Annotated in this window: 14 protein-coding genes; 12 read left to right on the top strand and 2 right to left on the bottom strand. The window is 40.4% G+C overall.

Annotated elements, in window-relative coordinates; translation table 11 throughout:
- From A8M50_RS05590 to hycI, 12 genes are all read left to right on the top strand, one after another.
- On the top strand, window positions 1-2,753 hold a 2,753-nt coding region (locus A8M50_RS05590; RefSeq protein WP_173645655.1), incomplete at its 5' end, for a YadA-like family protein.
- 459 nt (window positions 2,754-3,212) lie between these two features.
- Window positions 3,213-3,812, top strand: coding sequence for a 4Fe-4S dicluster domain-containing protein (locus A8M50_RS05585; protein ID WP_005626073.1), 600 nt, complete (start codon window positions 3,213-3,215; stop codon window positions 3,810-3,812).
- Between the two features lie 42 nt (window positions 3,813-3,854).
- Window positions 3,855-5,876, top strand: a complete 2,022-nt coding sequence (hyfB, locus tag A8M50_RS05580) for a hydrogenase 4 subunit B (protein ID WP_005645435.1) — start codon at window positions 3,855-3,857, stop codon at window positions 5,874-5,876.
- Between the two features lie 9 nt (window positions 5,877-5,885).
- The gene (locus A8M50_RS05575; RefSeq protein WP_005631964.1) at window positions 5,886-6,848 is read left to right on the top strand and encodes a respiratory chain complex I subunit 1 family protein; all 963 of its coding nucleotides are present in this window, start codon (window positions 5,886-5,888) and stop codon (window positions 6,846-6,848) included.
- A gap of 9 nt (window positions 6,849-6,857) precedes the next feature.
- Entirely contained in the window at window positions 6,858-8,303 is a 1,446-nt protein-coding gene (locus tag A8M50_RS05570; protein ID WP_005631962.1) for a hydrogenase 4 subunit D, read from the top strand.
- A gap of 10 nt (window positions 8,304-8,313) precedes the next feature.
- Window positions 8,314-8,952 (top strand): hydrogenase 4 membrane subunit, encoded by a 639-nt coding sequence (gene hyfE, locus A8M50_RS05565; protein WP_005626080.1) that lies wholly within the window; start codon window positions 8,314-8,316, stop codon window positions 8,950-8,952.
- Window positions 8,953-8,956: 4 nt separating this feature from the next.
- The gene (locus tag A8M50_RS05560) at window positions 8,957-10,495 is read left to right on the top strand and encodes a hydrogenase 4 subunit F (RefSeq protein WP_005645366.1); all 1,539 of its coding nucleotides are present in this window, start codon (window positions 8,957-8,959) and stop codon (window positions 10,493-10,495) included.
- Between the two features lie 19 nt (window positions 10,496-10,514).
- Window positions 10,515-12,245 (top strand): hydrogenase large subunit, encoded by a 1,731-nt coding sequence (locus tag A8M50_RS05555; RefSeq protein ID WP_005645455.1) that lies wholly within the window; start codon window positions 10,515-10,517, stop codon window positions 12,243-12,245.
- A gap of 10 nt (window positions 12,246-12,255) precedes the next feature.
- Complete coding sequence (locus tag A8M50_RS05550) at window positions 12,256-12,831, top strand: formate hydrogenlyase complex iron-sulfur subunit (RefSeq protein ID WP_005626087.1); 576 nt, start codon at window positions 12,256-12,258, stop codon at window positions 12,829-12,831.
- Entirely contained in the window at window positions 12,828-13,604 is a 777-nt protein-coding gene (locus tag A8M50_RS05545; protein ID WP_005645429.1) for an NADH-quinone oxidoreductase subunit B family protein, read from the top strand. Before A8M50_RS05550 ends, A8M50_RS05545 begins: the two co-directional genes overlap by 4 nt.
- Window positions 13,605-13,859: 255 nt before the next feature.
- Complete coding sequence (locus A8M50_RS05540; RefSeq protein WP_005645452.1) at window positions 13,860-14,267, top strand: formate hydrogenlyase maturation HycH family protein; 408 nt, start codon at window positions 13,860-13,862, stop codon at window positions 14,265-14,267.
- Window positions 14,260-14,718, top strand: a complete 459-nt coding sequence (gene hycI, locus A8M50_RS05535; RefSeq protein WP_032826529.1) for a hydrogenase maturation peptidase HycI — start codon at window positions 14,260-14,262, stop codon at window positions 14,716-14,718. Before A8M50_RS05540 ends, hycI begins: the two co-directional genes overlap by 8 nt.
- Before the next feature lie 80 nt (window positions 14,719-14,798).
- Here the strand turns inward: hycI and hypF are convergent, their stop codons facing one another.
- Together hypF and A8M50_RS05525 are read right to left on the bottom strand one after the other, a co-directional pair.
- Window positions 14,799-17,075: a carbamoyltransferase HypF gene (gene hypF, locus A8M50_RS05530; RefSeq protein ID WP_005645326.1), complete on the bottom strand. Its 2,277-nt coding sequence runs from the start codon at window positions 17,073-17,075 to the stop codon at window positions 14,799-14,801.
- Between the two features lie 99 nt (window positions 17,076-17,174).
- Window positions 17,175-17,918 carry a YdcF family protein gene (locus A8M50_RS05525; protein WP_005645440.1) on the bottom strand — a complete coding sequence of 248 codons (744 nt, stop codon included), beginning with the start codon at window positions 17,916-17,918 and terminating at the stop codon, window positions 17,175-17,177.
- Between the last annotated feature and the right edge of the window lie 101 nt (window positions 17,919-18,019).

Below are 18,019 nucleotides of genomic sequence, written 5' to 3'. Positions count from 1 at the left end.
ACTCAGACCAAGTGCGTAATACTAACAAAGTGAACTTTGTAGGCACAGGTATAGCCACGGTAACAGGTGAAACAGATGCGAATGGTGTTCGTACGATTACTGTAAACGTATCAAATGGCTTAGTGGATGTTGCAAAGAATGAAGCTGGTACAGAAACAGGTGCAGTAACAGGACCGAAGAAAGCAGCTGAAGATGCATTAAAAGCGGCGCAAGCTAAATTAGATGAGTTAAACAATAAACCAACAGCAACAGATGAGGAGAAAAAAGCTGCTCAAGATGCAGTAAATAAAGCTCAAAGTGCGGTGAATAATGCACCTAGTTTGATTGCAACAGCCGAAAATGTTGCGGATATGATTAACAAATCTGGCTTTAACTTGAAAACTTCTGCAGCAGAAGGTCAGAAAGTGAAAGGCACGAAAGATGAAGGAGAGTTAATCAATCCAGGTGAAACCGTTGAAATGGTAGCTGGCAAAAATATGTCAGTGAAACAAGATGAAAACGGTAAAGTGACTTACGCAACGAAAGACGATGTAGAGTTCAACACAGTTAAAATCGCAAATCCAAATGGTGCGACTTATACCGATAAAAACAACAACCCTCTTGTGAAAGCGGATGATGGTAAGTACTATCCAGCAGATCAAGTGGAAAATGGTAAGGTGAAAGATCCTGCAACAGCAACACCAGTTGAAGCAGATAAAGTCACAACTAAAGCAGCACCATCGGTTGAATTTAAAGCTGAGAATGCAACTCCTGCGACAAATAACACAGGTAAAGATAAAGATGGTAAGGTTGTTGAACCTACAACAGCATTAAACATCTCATCTGACGATGGTAAACCGACACAATTAAAAGGTGTGGGTTCAGTCTTGAATACAACTGCAGTACCAACAGCTCCAGAGGGTACTAAGGATGGTAAGACTGTAACTCCTGAAGCTGAACAACCTAAGTTAGTAAATTTAGAAGGTAAGAAGGATCCTAAAACAGGTAAAGTTACTGAGCCATTAAGTGATGAGACTTTAAATTCAGCTGCAACAGTTCGTGATATAGTGAATATGGGCTGGATTGTGTCAGCGAAAGACGGCAACGGTTACACTGATGTTGTGAAGAACGCTAACAAAGTGGATTTCAAAGGGGGAACTGGCATTACTATTACAGGTAAAACCCTTGAAGATGGCACCCGCCAATTGACTGTAGGCATCAAAGAGGGAGAAGTTACTGATAAAGTAACCGTTACTCATAAAGATGGAACCAAAACCGAAGCTGTTAAGATCGGAGATAATTATTACAAGCTCGGTAAAGATGGAAAACCAGAAGGTTTCCAAACAGATGTGAATGGTAAACCTGCAGGTACCCCATTAAATATCGATAAAGATAATGATGTGATAACTAACAGCGGTTCAGGCTTTGTTACTGGTAATACCGTGGCAACAGCAATCCAAGAGTCCGGTTGGAATGTTGGTTTGGCTGATTCATCTAAAGCTAATGAAGCATTTAATGATAGTAGTAAAGCGTTATCAGCAGATAAACTTGAAAAAGTAAATCCAGATGACAATGTTCGTTTTGCCGATGGTAAAAATACTAAAGTCCAAGCTGCAACTATGGATGAGGTGAATAAAGATGGTAAAAAAATCACCAATACCTATGTGAGATTTAATGTTGATTTACCAATTAGTCAAATTACTTCTGAAGATAAGGATGGTAATAAGGTTGCTAAAGCTGCTGATGGTAAATGGTACCCAGTTAAAGAGGGTAAACCTGATACAACCAAAGAAGCCTTAGAACCAAGTAACGTTCGTACATCAGCTTCCATGGATCCTGATAGTTTAGGAGATAAATATACCTCAACAACAAGTCGTGAAGAGGGTTTAACTCCAACTCAGCTTGGTGAATTGACGGGTAAACAAGAAGCTGCCGCAAAAGCCGCAGAAGAGAAGATTAAGGATTTATTGAAAGGTCAATCTAAGGATGTTATTGAGGCCGCTTCTAAAGCTGCAGTGGATGCGGCAAAAGAAGAAGCTAAAGTACAATATCTAAAAGATAATGGCTTAGATAAAGGTACTGGTGGTACAGTCATCTCTAATGTTGCATGGGGTACGAAACCAAGTGATGCGGTGAATGTTGATCAATTACAAAATAGTGGCATCAATGTTCATTCTAGAACGGTAGAAGGTTCAACAGGTAAAGTCATTTCAGGTAATACTTCTCCAACTAAAGTTAAAATGGATGAGACGGTTAATGTTGATGCTGGTAACAATATCGAGATTACACGTAATGGTCGTGATATTGCGATCGCAACTTCAATGACCCCTCAATTTGACAGTGTTCAGTTTGGTGATAAAGGGCCTAAGATCACTAATAAGGCTGGAAATATCAACGTAAGTGGTCCAGATGGTAAAACACCTACTAAAATTACAGGTGTGGCTCCAGGTGAAATTTCAGCAACTTCTAAAGATGCTATAAATGGTAGCCAGTTACATGCAGTTGCTTCAAACTTGAACAACAAGATCAATAAAGTTGGTAAACATGCCGATGCAGGTACTGCAAGTGCATTAGCGGCTGCGAATATTCCGCAAGCTTATACACCAGGTAAGAGCTTAGTTGGTATTGCAGCTGGTAACTATCAAGGGCAAAATGGTCTTGCAGTAGGTATGTCTCGTATCTCTGATAACGGTAAGATTATTATCCGTTTATCTGGTACGGCAAATAGCCAAGGTAAAACTGGCGTTGCAGCTGGCGTAGGTTACCAATGGTAATCAGCTGATAGCGAAAACATAATGAAAAAACACCGCAAAGTGCGGTGTTTTTTTATGTCTTTTTTATTTATTCTCATTTAGAAAAGAGGATTTTTATGATGAAAATCCACTTCAAAGCAGGCTCCAAAACTTGCGGAAAATCTACCGCACTTTTTTGCTAAATGAGAAAATGCCAACAGGATTTTAACATTGCATTAGCAATTGTTTTTCAATAATTAGTTTAATAGTTTCAATTACTTACAATCTTAACAAATTGAATTGAGAGTCAATCTCAATACGAAATTTTCCCTTCGATAAAAATAAAAAAATTTATGATCTCAGTCAATAAAACAATCGTTTTACTCTAGTCTGGGTAACTCTGAAGGAGTATCCTTATTTCCAGAGTGGTTATTGTGATGTATTGGCGTCATGCCTTCCACCTACTTTCTGTTTCTATCTATACATACTTTGGGGGAAAATATGAACCGTTTTGTTATAGGTGATCCGAAAGATTGCATTGGATGCAATACCTGTATGGCTGCTTGCAGCGAAGTACACAAAGCTTTTGGATTACAATCCTTTCCGCGGTTACAAGTAATGCGTAACGACGATATTACTGTGCCGATCTTATGTCGTCATTGTGATGATTCACCTTGTGCTACGGTATGTCCTGTGCATGCAATTAAGCACGAAAATGACACTATTCAATTAAATGAAGGTTTGTGTATTGGCTGTAAACTTTGCGCCATTGCTTGTCCATTCGGGGCGATTACTCAACATGGTAGCGCGCCATTAGACGCACCAAACCACTACGACAGTTTCTCTTTCACAGATGCGGTAAAACGTGATATTCGCACCGCACCGAATAATACTGATGTTCATAATATGCTTGCATGGGAACCTGGTGTAAAAGCTATCGCAGTAAAATGCGACCTTTGCTATTTCCGTGAAGATGGCCCTGCTTGTATTCAAACTTGCCCAACAAAAACTTTATTCTTAATTAGTGATGAGAGTATCGAACAAGCAAATCGCAAAAAACGCGAAATGGCAATGGTGGGTTCTCCTGTCGTGCCAAGATAAAAGTTTATTGTTTGTTTACTCGTTAATCAATGGAGTGAAATTATGAGTTCTTCAATCAGTTTGCTCATCACGTCCTTGTTGATTTATGTCGTTGGTGCGTTTATTTCTCTCGCTGTGCGAAAAAATGAACAACTTTCAATCAATATATCCGGCGTGACCGGTATACTTGGTGGCTTGTTAGGCATTGTTGCCTGCATTCCCGTGCTTATCAGCAACGATACGGTCGTTGATGTGTTTTCAACCCCTTTCGACTTCGCCCAATTTTCAATCCGCATTGACGGATTAGCTGCGTTTATGGTGTGTGTCATTTCTTTAATGGTTATTATCACCGCACTTTATTCCTTTTCCTATGTGAAAGAATACATTGGCAAAGGCGCTGGCACGATGGGCTTCTTTATGAATTTGTTTATCGCCTCAATGGTTGCCTTAGTCACCAGCGATAACGCTTTCTATTTTTTAGTGTTCTTTGAAATGATGTCTTTGGCATCTTACTTCTTAGTACTAACCGAACAAGATGACAACGCAACCAATGCGGGCTTGTTGTATTTCTTCATTGCTCACGCTGGTTCTGTGTTGATTATGATCGCTTTCTTTATTTTCTATTGCTACGCAGGTAGCTTTGAATTTGAAGCCTTCCGCCACACCGAGCTTTCAATGCCTTTAGCCTTTACGGTATTTATTTTGGCATTTCTTGGTTTCGGTGCAAAAGCTGGGATGATTCCATTGCATAGCTGGTTACCAAAAGCTCACCCTGCTGCACCTTCCCATGCTTCTGCAATGATGTCTGGTGTGATGGTTAAAATCGGTATCTTCGGGATTATCAAAGTTGGTATTGATCTACTTGGCGCACACAATATGTGGTTTGGTGTGATTGTGCTTGCTTTTGGCGCAGTTTCTTCTGTGCTTGGCGTACTTTATGCCTTAGCAGAACATGACATCAAAAAACTTTTGGCGTATCACACCGTAGAAAACATCGGCATTATTATGATGGGTGTGGGTGTCGGTATGATTGGTATGGCAATCCATAATCCTGTACTTGCTATTGTCGGTTTACTTGGCGGTTTATATCACTTACTTAACCATGCGGTATTCAAAGGCTTATTGTTCTTGGGTGCTGGTTCTGTAATGTACCGTTTACATTCAAAAGATATGGATTTAATGGGCGGACTTGGCAAATTAATGCCATTTACTGCTTTCTGTTTCTTGATTGGTACCATGGCAATTTCTGCATTACCACCGTTTAACGGTTTTGTGAGTGAATGGTTTACTTATCAATCTTTATTCAGCCTAAGCCAACACAATGATGTGGTATTACGCATTGCAGGCCCTGTTGCAATCATTATGCTTGCCTTAACTGGTGCGCTTGCCGCACTTTGTTTCGTGAAAGTGTATGGTATTAGCTTTGGTGGTGCACCACGCAGCGAAAAAGCAGCACATGCACGCGAAGTGCCAAAACCAATGGTGATTGCAATGGCAATCTTGGCATTATTCTGCGTACTTTTAGGTGTGGGCGCTTCTGTGGTAACGCCAATTATTGCCAATATTGCAACCGCACTTTCTCATAATGACATGCTTAATTTATCGGAAAATGGCGTAGTGGTCGCAAGCAATACACCGAATACGGTGCTTTCTACACCAATGGTGAGCATTATGTTGATTGCATTCTTTGTGTTGCCATTTATGTATTACGCTTACACCAAAGGCAATCGTATGGCAGATCGTGCAAAAGGCAATCCTTGGGCTTGTGGTTATGCTTACGAAATGGATATGGCAGCATCTGCGGGTAGTTTTACTCGTCCGCTTCGTATTATCTTCAAACCGCTTTATACCTTGCGTCAAGTGCTTGATCCTGCGCCTGCTGGTGCAAAAGGTATCAATGCATTAATTTCAGGTGCGACCAAAACAGAACCATTCTGGGAAGAAAAAGTAACAATGCCGATTGCGCATTTTATCCCATGGTTAGGTCGTAAAATCCAATGGCTACAACAAGGCGACTTCCGCGTTTATTGCGTGTACTTCGTGATTGCCTTGGTTGTGTTATTACTTTCCATTGCGTTGATGTAGGAGGAAATTATGATTTCATTACCTTCAGAAATTTCCACTTCCGCTGGAATGTTCCTTTTAGCCATTGTGCAAGCGTTAATTCTTCTCGCTTTGGCACCGCTCTTTTCAGGCATTTCACGGATGATTCGGGCTCGTATTCAATCTCGTCGTGGCCCGGGCTTGTTACAAGATTATCGCGACATTGCTAAATTAATGACGCGTCAAAATATTTGGCCAGATAATGCGGGTTGGGTATCTCGTGTTATGCCTTATGTGTTAATTAGCACCGTCATGGTGGTTGCGATGAGTTTACCCATGTTTACTCATCACTCACCGTTTGGGGCAGGCAGTGATTTAATCACCGTTATTTATTTGTTTGCGTTGTTCCGCTTTTTCTTCTCAATTGCGGGTTTGGATTCTAACAGTACGTTCTCAAGTTTAGGTGCAAGCCGTGAAGTGACATTAGGCGTACTTGTTGAACCAATCTTAATGTTGGCATTCATCGTGATTGCTTTAATTGCAGGTTCTACGAATTTTGCAGTAATTAGCACCGCACTTTCTAGCCAACCTTGGCAATATCCCGTTGCAACGGTGATTGCCTTAGTTGCCGCTGCTTTTGCGATCTTTATCGAAATGGGCAAAATCCCATTTGACTTGGCTGAAGCAGAACAAGAACTTCAAGAAGGCCCACTTACTGAATATTCAGGCCCTTCTTTCGCCTTATTGAAAGTCGGTTTGAGTTTAAAATCAATGGTGGTTGCCTCTATCTTTGTGAGCGTGCTTTTCCCATTCGGTGCAGCACAAGAGTTCACGGTAAGTGCGGTCATTTTAGGCATCGTTTCTTTCTTTGTGAAATTGCTCGTGGTATTTATCGCCGCATGTGTATTTGAAAACACATTGGCACGTACCCGCTTTATGCTAACAGGACGTTTAACTGTGGTCGGTTTCGGCATTTCAGTGTTGGCGTTTGTGTTTTACTTCACAGGATTGTAAGGAGGAAATATGGAACGTTTAGCACTAATTACAATCATTTTGCCATTTGTCGGTGCGTTTATTGTGGGGTTGAACAAACAATCTTTTCCAAAAATTGCCACAATTTTTGCCGCACTTGCTACCCTTGGCACACTTGCTGTGGCGGGGCAGTGGTATGCAAATGGCGCACAATCTGTCACCTATGATTTAGTTAAATTTGGTGATACCGCAATCTTCGGCGTGACCTTAGATGCAGTGAGTACATTAATTGCCTTTGCCGTTGTGGGTTTAGGTTTCTTAATTTGCTTATATTCTTGTGGTTATTTAACCGATAAAAACCGTGAACATCCGCATAACGGATTACCTCGTTTTTATGCTTTCTTATTGATTTTCATTGGTGCAATGGCAGGCTTGGTGTATTCATCAACTTTAGCCGGTCAGTTGCTTTTCTTTGAAATCACTGGGGGATGTTCTTGGGCATTAATCAGCTATTATCAAAGCCAAAAAGCAATGGCGGCTGCGATGAAAGCGTTGATTATCACTCACGTAGGTTCATTAGGTTTATATCTTGCTGCGGCTTATTTATTTAGCCAATCTGGCACATTCTCTATCACCGCGTTAGAACATCTTGCACCAGAAGCGAAAACCATTGTGTTATTTGGCGTGATGTTTGCCGCGTGGGGTAAATCAGCACAACTTCCAATGCAAATTTGGTTACCAAATGCGATGGAAGCGCCAACACCAGTCAGTGCGTATTTGCACGCAGCATCAATGGTAAAAGTGGGCGTCTATATTTTCGCTCGTTCCGTGATGTCAGCTGGTGAAATTCCGCACATTGTGGGTGAAGTGGGAATTGTGATGGCAATGATTACATTGATTTATGGTTTCTTAATGTACTTGCCACAAGCGGATTTAAAACGCTTACTTGCGTATTCAACTATTACTCAACTTTCTTACATTTTCATCGGGCTTTCTCTTGCAGCATTAGGTTCTAAATTAGCCTTTGTTGCGGCGATTGCTTATATCTTTAACCACGCCTTTGCGAAAAGCTTATTCTTCTTGGTAGCGGGTTCATTGAGTTATGCCACTGGCACACGTTCAATGCCTCGTTTACAAGGGATTATGCGCACCATGCCTGTTGTTGGTACTGGATTTGGTATTGCCGCATTGGCTATTGCTGGTGTGCCGCCGTTTAATGGTTTCTTCAGCAAATTCCCATTATTTGCCGCAGGTTTCGACCTTGGACAAGAATATTCATGGGTAACTTGGTTAATGGTGATTGCGTTGATTGAATCTACTGCAACATTTGTTTGGTTGCTTTATAAATTTGGTCAATGTGTTATCGGTAAACCATCTGAAGACGTGCAAAATGCGCAACCATTGCCATTCTCTATGACATTTGTTTTAGTGATTTTAATGGTGATGTCTGTGTGTTCTAGCTTTATCGCTGCCTATTGGTTAGGCCTTGCGGGTTAAGGAGAGAATTATGTTAATGATCAATGTATTAGCGAGTTTGCTCATCATTACATCGCTTTGTGTCATTATGGCAAAAACCGCAAAAAAATCCGCGTTGTGCTATGGCTTACAGTCTCTTGTATTGGTGGTGTTATTCGTTTATTTGGCATTTGAAATGCAAGCTCACGAACTTTATATGTGGTCCATTAGTGCATTCATCACGAAAGTATTATTAGTGCCAGGAATTTTAATCTTTTCTTTACGAAAAATTGATGAAAGTCAAACTCCTGCAGGAATGAATGTCGCTTGGTTGATCCCGATCACATCTATCATCGTTTGCTTATGTTACTTTGTTGTCATTCCAGTGAACTTACCGTTAGTTGAACATTTAAAACCAGCGTTGTCAGTATCACTTAGTCACTTCCTTTTAGGTTTAGTGTGTATTGTGAGCCAACGCAATATTGTGAAACAAGTTTTCGGTTATTGTTTAATGGAAAACGGTGCGCATTTAACGTTGGCTTTACTTGCCAACAATGCGCCAGAATTAGTTGAAATCGGCATTGCCACCGATGCGATTTTTGCGGTCATCATTATGGTGGTGTTGGTGAATAAAATTTACCGCACTTTCAACACTGTTGATGCCAAACAACTTATGAGTTTAAAGGGGTAACGCTATGTATGAACAATGGATAATTGCGTTATTAGTCGCACCTTTAGTCATCGCTTTTGAAAGCTTTGCACTACGCGGAACAAAAAATCGGACAGTTTGTACTGCATTCCATATTACCGGGTTAATTTTGATGTTGTTCTTTTCCGTACAAGTCATTTCTGGCGTGTTGGAAAAAGGCAGTATCAGTGCATTTAACAACTGGGTGTATGTTGATAGTCTTTCTGCCATTTTCTTAGGCTTAATTGCTGTCGTGGGTTCACTTGCTGGTGTGTATTCCATCGGTTATATGAACACAGAATTGGAAGAAGGGCATATTGATTTTAAAACCTATTCACATTATCACGGTTTCTTACACTTATTCTTCTTTACGATGATTGTGTCAGTTATCACCAATAACTTAATTTTAATGTGGGTTGCAATTGAAGCAACAACATTAAGCTCTGCGTTTTTGGTCGGTACTTACAAACAAAAAACATCTCTTGAAGCTGCGTGGAAATACATCATCATCTGTTCTGTGGGCGTCGCTTTTGGTTTATACGGCACACTTTTAACCTTTGCGAATGCAAATGGCGTGCTTGCTGATCCAAGCCAAGCGATTTTCTGGTCAGCCGTGAATCAACAAGCTACAGGTTTAAACCCAATGTTGATGTATATCGCATTCGCTTTCGTATTGATTGGTTTCGGCACGAAGTGCGGTCTATTTCCAATGCATACTTGGTTATCAGACGCACACAGTGAAGCACCAAGCCCAGTGAGTGCAATTTTATCAGCGGTGTTATTAAACTGTGCAATGCTTGTGGTATTGCGTTACTACACATTAGTTTCAAAAGCAGTTGGCGCAGAATTTCCACAAACTTTAATGTTGATCTTTGGTTTACTTTCAGTGCTTGTGGCGGCGTTATTTATCATCGTGCAATTTGATATTAAACGTATGCTTGCTTACTCAAGTATCGAAAATATGGGCTTGATCAGCTTTGCTTTCGGTCTTGGTGGCCCAATTGGGGTATTTGCAGGTTTACTTCACACCATCAACCACAGCCTTGCGAAAACTTTATTATTCTGTGCATCGGGTAATATTCTATTGAAATATAAAACTCGCGATATGAATCAAGTGCGTGGATTATGGCGTGTTGCACCAGTGAGTGCGGTGCTTTTCGCTGGTGGTGCGTTGGCATTAGGTGGTATCCCTCCATTTAACGTATTTGTGAGTGAATTTAGTGTTGTGGTCGCAGGGATTACAGCAGGTAAAACTTGGTTAGTTATTTTATGCTTAATTTTACTTACCATCGTGCTTGCAGGACTTGCCTTAATGCTATTAAAAACAGTGCTTGGCAAACAACCTGATAATGTGGAAGCAGGCGAAGTCAGTAAAGTCTCTTTGGCGGCAATGGCCATACTATTGTTGTTAATGTTTGTAATGGGTATCCATATTGCAGAGCCAATCTTGCAGTTACTAAAAAGTGCGGTAGGAATTGTGCTTGGATCTGAACATGTGTCCTTTGGCGATATGCTAGTTTTACCTTGGCAAAGTTTAGCGAAATGATCGACAACTGGGGGAAAAAATGGAATTAACTAAAAATACATCGGTCGATCCGGTAAAAATGCTCGGCAAAAATTATATTGAAGCCGTTAATGCAAAATTTCCGAATACCATTTTAGATGAGGAGTGGTCTACATCGAATCAAGTAACTTTAACGGTGAAAACTAATATGTTACCTGATGTGGTGGAATATCTTTACTATCAACATGAAGGCTGGTTGCCATTAGTTTTTGGTAACGATGAACGCTCAATTCATGGTCATTATGCTGTTTATTACGTGCTTTCTATGGAAGGTGTCGTCAAGACTTTTGTGACGATTAAAGCACTCGTAGATCCAGTCACACTCGAATTTCCTTCCGTAACACCGAAAGTCAAAGCAGCGGTGTGGGGCGAACGTGAATTATTTGATATGTACGGTTTAAAAGCCGTCGGTCTTCCCGATCAACGTCGTTTAGTGTTACCAGATGACTGGCCAGATGATCTTTACCCATTACGTAAAGATTCGATGGATTACCGTTTGCGTCCAGATCCAACTACGGCAACGGAAACCTATGAGTTCATTAACGAAAAAGGTGAGGCGCGTATCGTTCCTATTGGTCCTCTCCACATTACATCAGATGAACCGGGACACTTCCGTTTGTTTGTCGATGGGGAAGATATTATTGATGCAGACTACCGTTTATTCTATGTACACCGTGGTATGGAAAAATTGGCAGAAACCCGAATGGATTACGATCAAGTCAATTTCTTGGCTGACCGTGTGTGCGGTATCTGTGGTTTTACCCATAGCGTTGCTTATGCTAACTCAGTCGAAAATGCGTTAGGTATTCAAATTCCTGAACGTGCACAATGGATTCGTGCAATTTTGTTGGAAGTTGAACGCTTGCACAGTCATTTATTGAACTTAGGTTTATCTAGCCACTTTACCGGTTTTGATACAGGCTTTATGCAGTTCTTCCGTGTTCGTGAAAAATCGATGACTCTTGCAGAAGTGCTTACTGGTGCACGTAAAACCTATGGTATCAACTTAATCGGTGGCGTGCGTCGTGATATGTTGAAACACCAACGTGAACAATGTATTAAGCTTATTGCAGAAATGCGTGAAGAAATTAAAACATTGGTGGATATTTTACTCAATACGCCAAATATGGAACAACGTACTGTGGGCGTAGGTAAATTAGAACGCCAAGTAGCACGTGATTTCAGTCCTGTTGGACCATTAATTCGTGCCTCTGGTTTTGCCCGTGATGTGCGTAAAGTTCACCCATTCTCAGGCTATGGCGATGTGCCATTCAATGTTTTCACTGAAGACGGTTGTGATGTCATTTCTCGTGTGAAAGTGCGGGTAAATGAAGTGTTTGAATCCATGAATATCATTGATTATATGGTGGATAACTTGCCAACTGGTGCGATTATCACTGAAGGTTTCAATTACACCCCTGGACGTTTTGCTTTAGGTATCACGGAAGCGCCGCGTGGTGAAGATATTCACTGGTCAATGCTTGGCGATAACCAAAAATTATATCGCTGGCGTTGTCGTGCAGCGACTTATGCAAACTGGCCAACTTTACGTTATATGTTGCGTGGCAATACGGTATCAGATGCGCCACTTATCATTGGTAGCCTTGACCCTTGCTATTCTTGTACTGACCGTGTGACAGTGGTGGATGTACGTAAACGCAAAGCACAAACGGTTTCTTACAAAGAAATCGAACGCTACGGCATTGAACGTAAAAATTCACCATTAAAATAGGGGGCGCACAATGTTTAAATTACTTAAAACCGTATTAAATGCGGGGGATGTTACCACTAAATATCCGTTTAAACCCTATGAAGTTGATCCTGATTTCCGTGGTAAACCAGAACTGAATTCTGATCAATGTATTGTTTGTGCAGCCTGTACAATGGCATGTCCAGCTAATGCGCTTACCATGCGTACTGATCCAGAAACAGGCGAACGTACTTGGTCATTATTTTTAGGCCGCTGCATTTTCTGTGGCCGTTGTGAAGAAGTTTGCCCAACAAAAGCGATTCGTTTAAGCCAAGATTTTGAATTATCAGTCAGCAATAAACAGGATCTTTATCAAGAAACAACCTTCACTACAACGATTTGTCATCAATGTGGTCAGCCTTTTGTTTCTCATAAAGAACTCAATTATGCCGTGGATTTATTCAAACAAACGTTGGATAACGATGAACTGGTAAAACATAAATTAGCGGTGCTCAATACTTGCCCAACCTGTAAACGCCAAAACAGTTTGGAAAAAACCGCCGATATGGAATCCAATATGCGCGTGAAATTGGCGTTATTTGATCACGTTAGGGAGATTGCAAGATGAACACACAAATCCCAATGCCCGTGAATGGTATTTCAACGCCATTTAGTGTGGATGAAAACATTGCGAAAATGAAACAAACTTTGTTGAAAAATATTCAACGTTCCGCTTATGTTTACCGTGTTGACTGTGGCGGTTGTAATGGTTGTGAAATTGAAATTTTTAGTACCATTACACCAACCTTTGACGCAGAACGTTTTGGGATTAAGGTTGTTGCATCACCTCGCCATGCGGATATTTTATTATTTACTGGTGCGGTAACTCGTGCAATGCGTACACCGGCAATGCGTGCTTATCAAGCTGCACCCGATCCAAAAATCTGTATTTCTTATGGGGCGTGCGGTTGTGGTGGCGGTATTTTCCATGACTTATATTGCGTGTGGGGCGGTAGCGATCAAATTGTACCAATTGATGTGTATATTCCCGGTTGTCCTCCAACTCCAGCGGCGACTATTTATGGTTTTGCAATGGCACTTGGTTTACTTGATCAAAAACTAAAAGGTAAACAAGAAGTTGCCGATCCTAATGCTGAGGCTAAATTACGTTTCCCAAATATTCCATTAGATTTACGCGTGGAATTAGAACGTGAAGCGCGTCGTTTGGCAGGTTATCGACAAGGTGGAGACATTGCTAATCAATTTATGAGTATGATGTCTGAAAAAGATCAGGTTCCATTTGGTGTTCGTCTTGGCGAATTTTTGGAACGTGAAGCGGATCCTCGTTTGAGTGAAATCGTAAACCGATTACATGCAATTAGTATGCCGTTTTCGGGATAGTCTAATGATTGCTAAATAAACTAATAGCTCCGTTTTGATTTCTGCCAAATCTCCCCTTACCCCTCTTTGCTAAAGAGGGGAATAGGAGCGGTCGATTTCAATCTAGCTTTTTACATTAACAACAGAAAATTAAAATGAGAGAGAAGATACTGTTTTGCTAAAGAAAAATCCCCCTCTTTAGCAAAGAGGGGTAAGGGGAGATTTGGCAGTATTGATTAGCGAAGAAATTACTTTACAAGTTTTATAGGACGTACCATGACAACCCAAGTTTTTTTCTATTTACTCAATGAGCGTTTTGTTGAAAACGATGAGCAAGTGCCAGAGCAAGCCAAGCAAGTAATGTATTATTCCCTTGCGATTGGTCACCATGTTGGCGTGATTGATTGCTTTAAAAAATTGCTGATTTGTGATTATGCCGATTACCAACGTTTTGTAGATACCTTCCCTGAAGGAGATGCAAAACGTAAGTTTGCGGGCTTAATGAAATTTGGCGAAATTGTGATTGATTCGAGTCATGTGAATTTATTGGCTAAGGCACTTGATGAAAATAGATCCAATTTTTCGCCTGAACATCAAAAATGGGTCGATATTTTAATGGACACGCTTGCTTCCATCCAGCGTGAACCTGTGATGTATATTATGGTGAAACGTCGTGATGAATGAAAATGTAATCCTAACGGTTGGTAACACAATGATGGGCGATGACGGCGCAGGCCCTTATCTTGCTCAGCTTTGTAGTGAAAATCCGTTGCCAAATTGGATCGCACTTGATGGTGGTTCTGCACCAGAAAATCTTGTGCATCAGATCCGTGCCATGAAACCAAAGCGTTTAATTATCTTTGATGCAACAGAAATGGAATTGCCCGTTGGTAAAATTCGTATTATCGACAAAGAACTTATTGCAGAAATGTTCTTCGTCAGCACGCATAATTTGCCACTTAATTTTTTAATCGAGCAATTAGAAGAAGATATTCCTGAGGTTGTTTTTATTGGTATCCAGCCCGATCTTGTTTCCTTTGGTTTTCCAATGAGTGACGCTGTAAAAAGTGCGGTAGAATTTTTCTATGGATTTTTGAAGGATGGGGGTGATTTAGGAGAAATTACTCGATTGTAATTGCCTTCATTCATAAAAAACGATCACTTAACTTGCGATCGTTTTTTTATATGCGAATAAGAGCATTTGCTTAAATGGATTTAGTATTCGTTAGACAATCTCGCTGCGATCATCGCTTGCCCTAGACTTAATCCGCCATCTCCCATTGGATATTGATGCGCACTTAACACATTAAATTCTGCAAGCGCTTGTTTTAATAAACGACGTAATAATTGGTTATGCATTACACCGCCTGAAAGCACAATGGTTTTGCAATTGTGGCGTTTGGCTTGCTGACAAGCTAATTCAGCAAAACCTTTTGCCAGCGCATAATGGAAAATAAATGCTTTGTTTTCTTTAGAATCATCGTAATCCAGCCAATTTTGCCAAAATGTGGCTAAATCCAATTGATTATTTTTGATTGGTATTTTAATCAGAACATTGACCGCACTTTTTTCATCTTTGATAAAATCAGATTTTGTGGCTAGCGCTTCTAAATAGCACGCAGCCTCTCCTTCCCAAGAGAGTTTGTCACCCACAATACCTAATCCATAAGCTACGGCATCAAATAGTCGCCCAGCCGATGAAATAAGGGGGGAATTAAGATTACGTTCAATGGCATTGGAAAGAGGCTCCCAAGGCAATTCGGAACAAGTTTTAGCCGCGATGTCACGCCAATTGGGTACAAATTTTTGAAGATGAGCAAGCCAATTGCGCCAAGGTTGAGTTGCGGCAAGATCGCCACCAGGCAAAGCAACGGCAGGCAATCCACCTAAATGTTGAGATTGTTCGCCATCTACTAATAAACATTCACCGCCCCAAAGTTGCCCGTTCGCCCCCATTCCAATTCCATCTAAAGCAAGACCAATCACTTTTTCATGACAATGATGTTCTGCTAACACAGCAGCAATATGTGAGTGATGATGTAAAACTTCCACATAAGGTACCGATAATTTTTGTGCGAGGTTTTTCCCTGTTTTTGATGAAAAATAACCTGAGTGAGTATCCACCGCGATTAAATCCGGTTTGAATTGATAAATTTGACAAAATAAGTCGATATTATTTTCTAATTGTTGTTGCACAAGTTCATTGGCGGTATCACCAATATGTTGGCTAACAACGGCTTTATTTTGTTTTAGTAGGCAAAATGTATTTTTAAGATCAGAGCCCAACGCTAAGATATTTTTTGTATTTTCCGTTTTCAATAGCATTTCATCAGGAACGTAGCCACGTGCTCGGCGTAGCGTTTCCACACCATCAAAAGAGGCTCTCACTAAGCTATCATCAGCGCGTTGCAAAATATCACGATTATGGCAAAGATAGAAATCTGCCAAATTACTTAATTTTTTCACCCCACTTTCGTTGTCTAAAACAGGTGGCTCACCACTAGGATTGGCAGATGTCATGACGAGCGGTTGATTGATTTCACGTAAAAGCAAATGCTGTAATGGATTACTCGGTAACATCACCCCAATTTCATTTAGATTTGGGGCGATATTTTCTGCGAGATTAGACACTTTATTTTTTTGTAACAAAACGATTGGTGCAGCTGTGCTAGTGAGTAATTTGATTTCTGTTTCTGTTAAATTTTGTAAAAAATCTAAACTTGGCACCATTATGGCAAGAGGTTTGCTTGGACGATGTTTACGATCTCGCAGTAATTGAACCGCATCGAAATTCTGTGCATCACAAGCTAAATGAAAACCGCCGATCCCTTTAATTGCCAAAATTTTTCCTTCTTTTAGCAAAAGTGCGGTTTGTTTTAAGGCTGTTTGACGTGTTGCAAGTTGATGTTCGGCATCTTGTAACCAAATATGCGGGCCACAAACTGGGCAGGCATTAGGTTGGGCATGAAATCGGCGATCTGCTGGATTTTTATATTCATGTTCACAATCTGGGCAGAAAGGAAAATCCGACATCGATGTATTTTTACGATCATAAGGAATTTTTTTGATGATCGTAAAACGAGGTCCGCAATGGGTGCAATTAGTGAAAGGGTAGTGATAACGACGATTTTCAGGATTGAATAAATCCTCTACGCAAGCGGGGCAAGTGGCAGCATCAGGCACAATTTGCGTGTCCATTGCATTGTTTTCGCTTTCTCGAATGACAAATTCAGTAAAGTGCGGTAGATTTTCCCAGTGTTTTTCACATTGTTGAATATCTGTGATCAGTGCTAAAGGCGGTAGTTTTTCCTGTAAATCTTTTAAAAAATGTGTAAGCGCATCTTTTTCTGGATTTACAAATCGAATTAACACTCCTTGCCCATCATTATTTACATCGCCCTTTAGGCCATATTCATTTGCTAACAACCACACAAAAGGGCGAAATCCCACACCTTGCACTTTACCTTTAATGCGTAATTCGATTCCGTTCATAACTTATTCTCTACATCAAATTGAGTGATTTTTATGGTAACCGAAAATATATGTGCAAGCTGTGATTTTCATCAAAGAAGATTCGTTTTTATAAGCAAATTATTGTGCGTAATGGGCTTTCCAATAACCAATCCACTCTTTTAATAAAACCATATTGCTATTCAATGCACTTAAGTCAGGAACAAAAGATTTTGCAGATAAATTTCCTTTGCTGCTATAGCTTGCAGCTGAAGCCGGAAGAACATCAAATCCTTGTTTTTCAAAAAGATATTTGGCTCGTTTCATATGCCATTGATTTGTTACTAAAATAATTTTTTTAATATGATCTTTAACTAAAATATTTTTAGTGAAACTGGCATTTTCTTCTGTATTACGGGCTTTATTTTCGATCCATTGCGTTGGCACATTAAAGAATTGGTTAAGTTCTTTCGCCATTAAGTCACCTTCAGAAATGCCTACCAAAGAATAGCCTGTGGTTAAAACAGGTAAGCCAGTTTCTTTTTGTAAAAATGCCGCATAACGTAACCGTTCTAGTTGCGGTGCGCCAGAAGCAGTTTCTGCATACAGTTCTTGGGTTGGGTAAGATCCACCGCCTAATATGACGATGGCTTGAGCTTGTTTATAGTCATCTAGCGTAAGGGCTGGAGTGTTATCATTATCTGTTAGCAATAAACCTGTAAAAGGCGCACTCATGACATAAAGCCAAGTGAAACTGATAAGCGCAATAAATTTGGCTAATTTTTTGAAATGAACAAGATAAAGAATCGCTGCAATAATCAGTAATACAAAAGTATTGAGAGGTGGTGCGATAAGTGCGGTAAGAAGTTTTCCTAGTTCTAACATAGATAAGATCCTTGATATAGAGCGGTTTCATTATAATGATTAGTCATAGCTTGTCCATGTTGATTTTGTTAAAATAAGCCCCTTATTTTTTGATAAACAAA

The organism is Haemophilus haemolyticus (genome assembly GCF_001679045.1).
GTDB lineage: Bacteria > Pseudomonadota > Gammaproteobacteria > Enterobacterales > Pasteurellaceae > Haemophilus > Haemophilus haemolyticus.
This window is presented reverse-complemented; position numbering and strand designations above follow the sequence as displayed.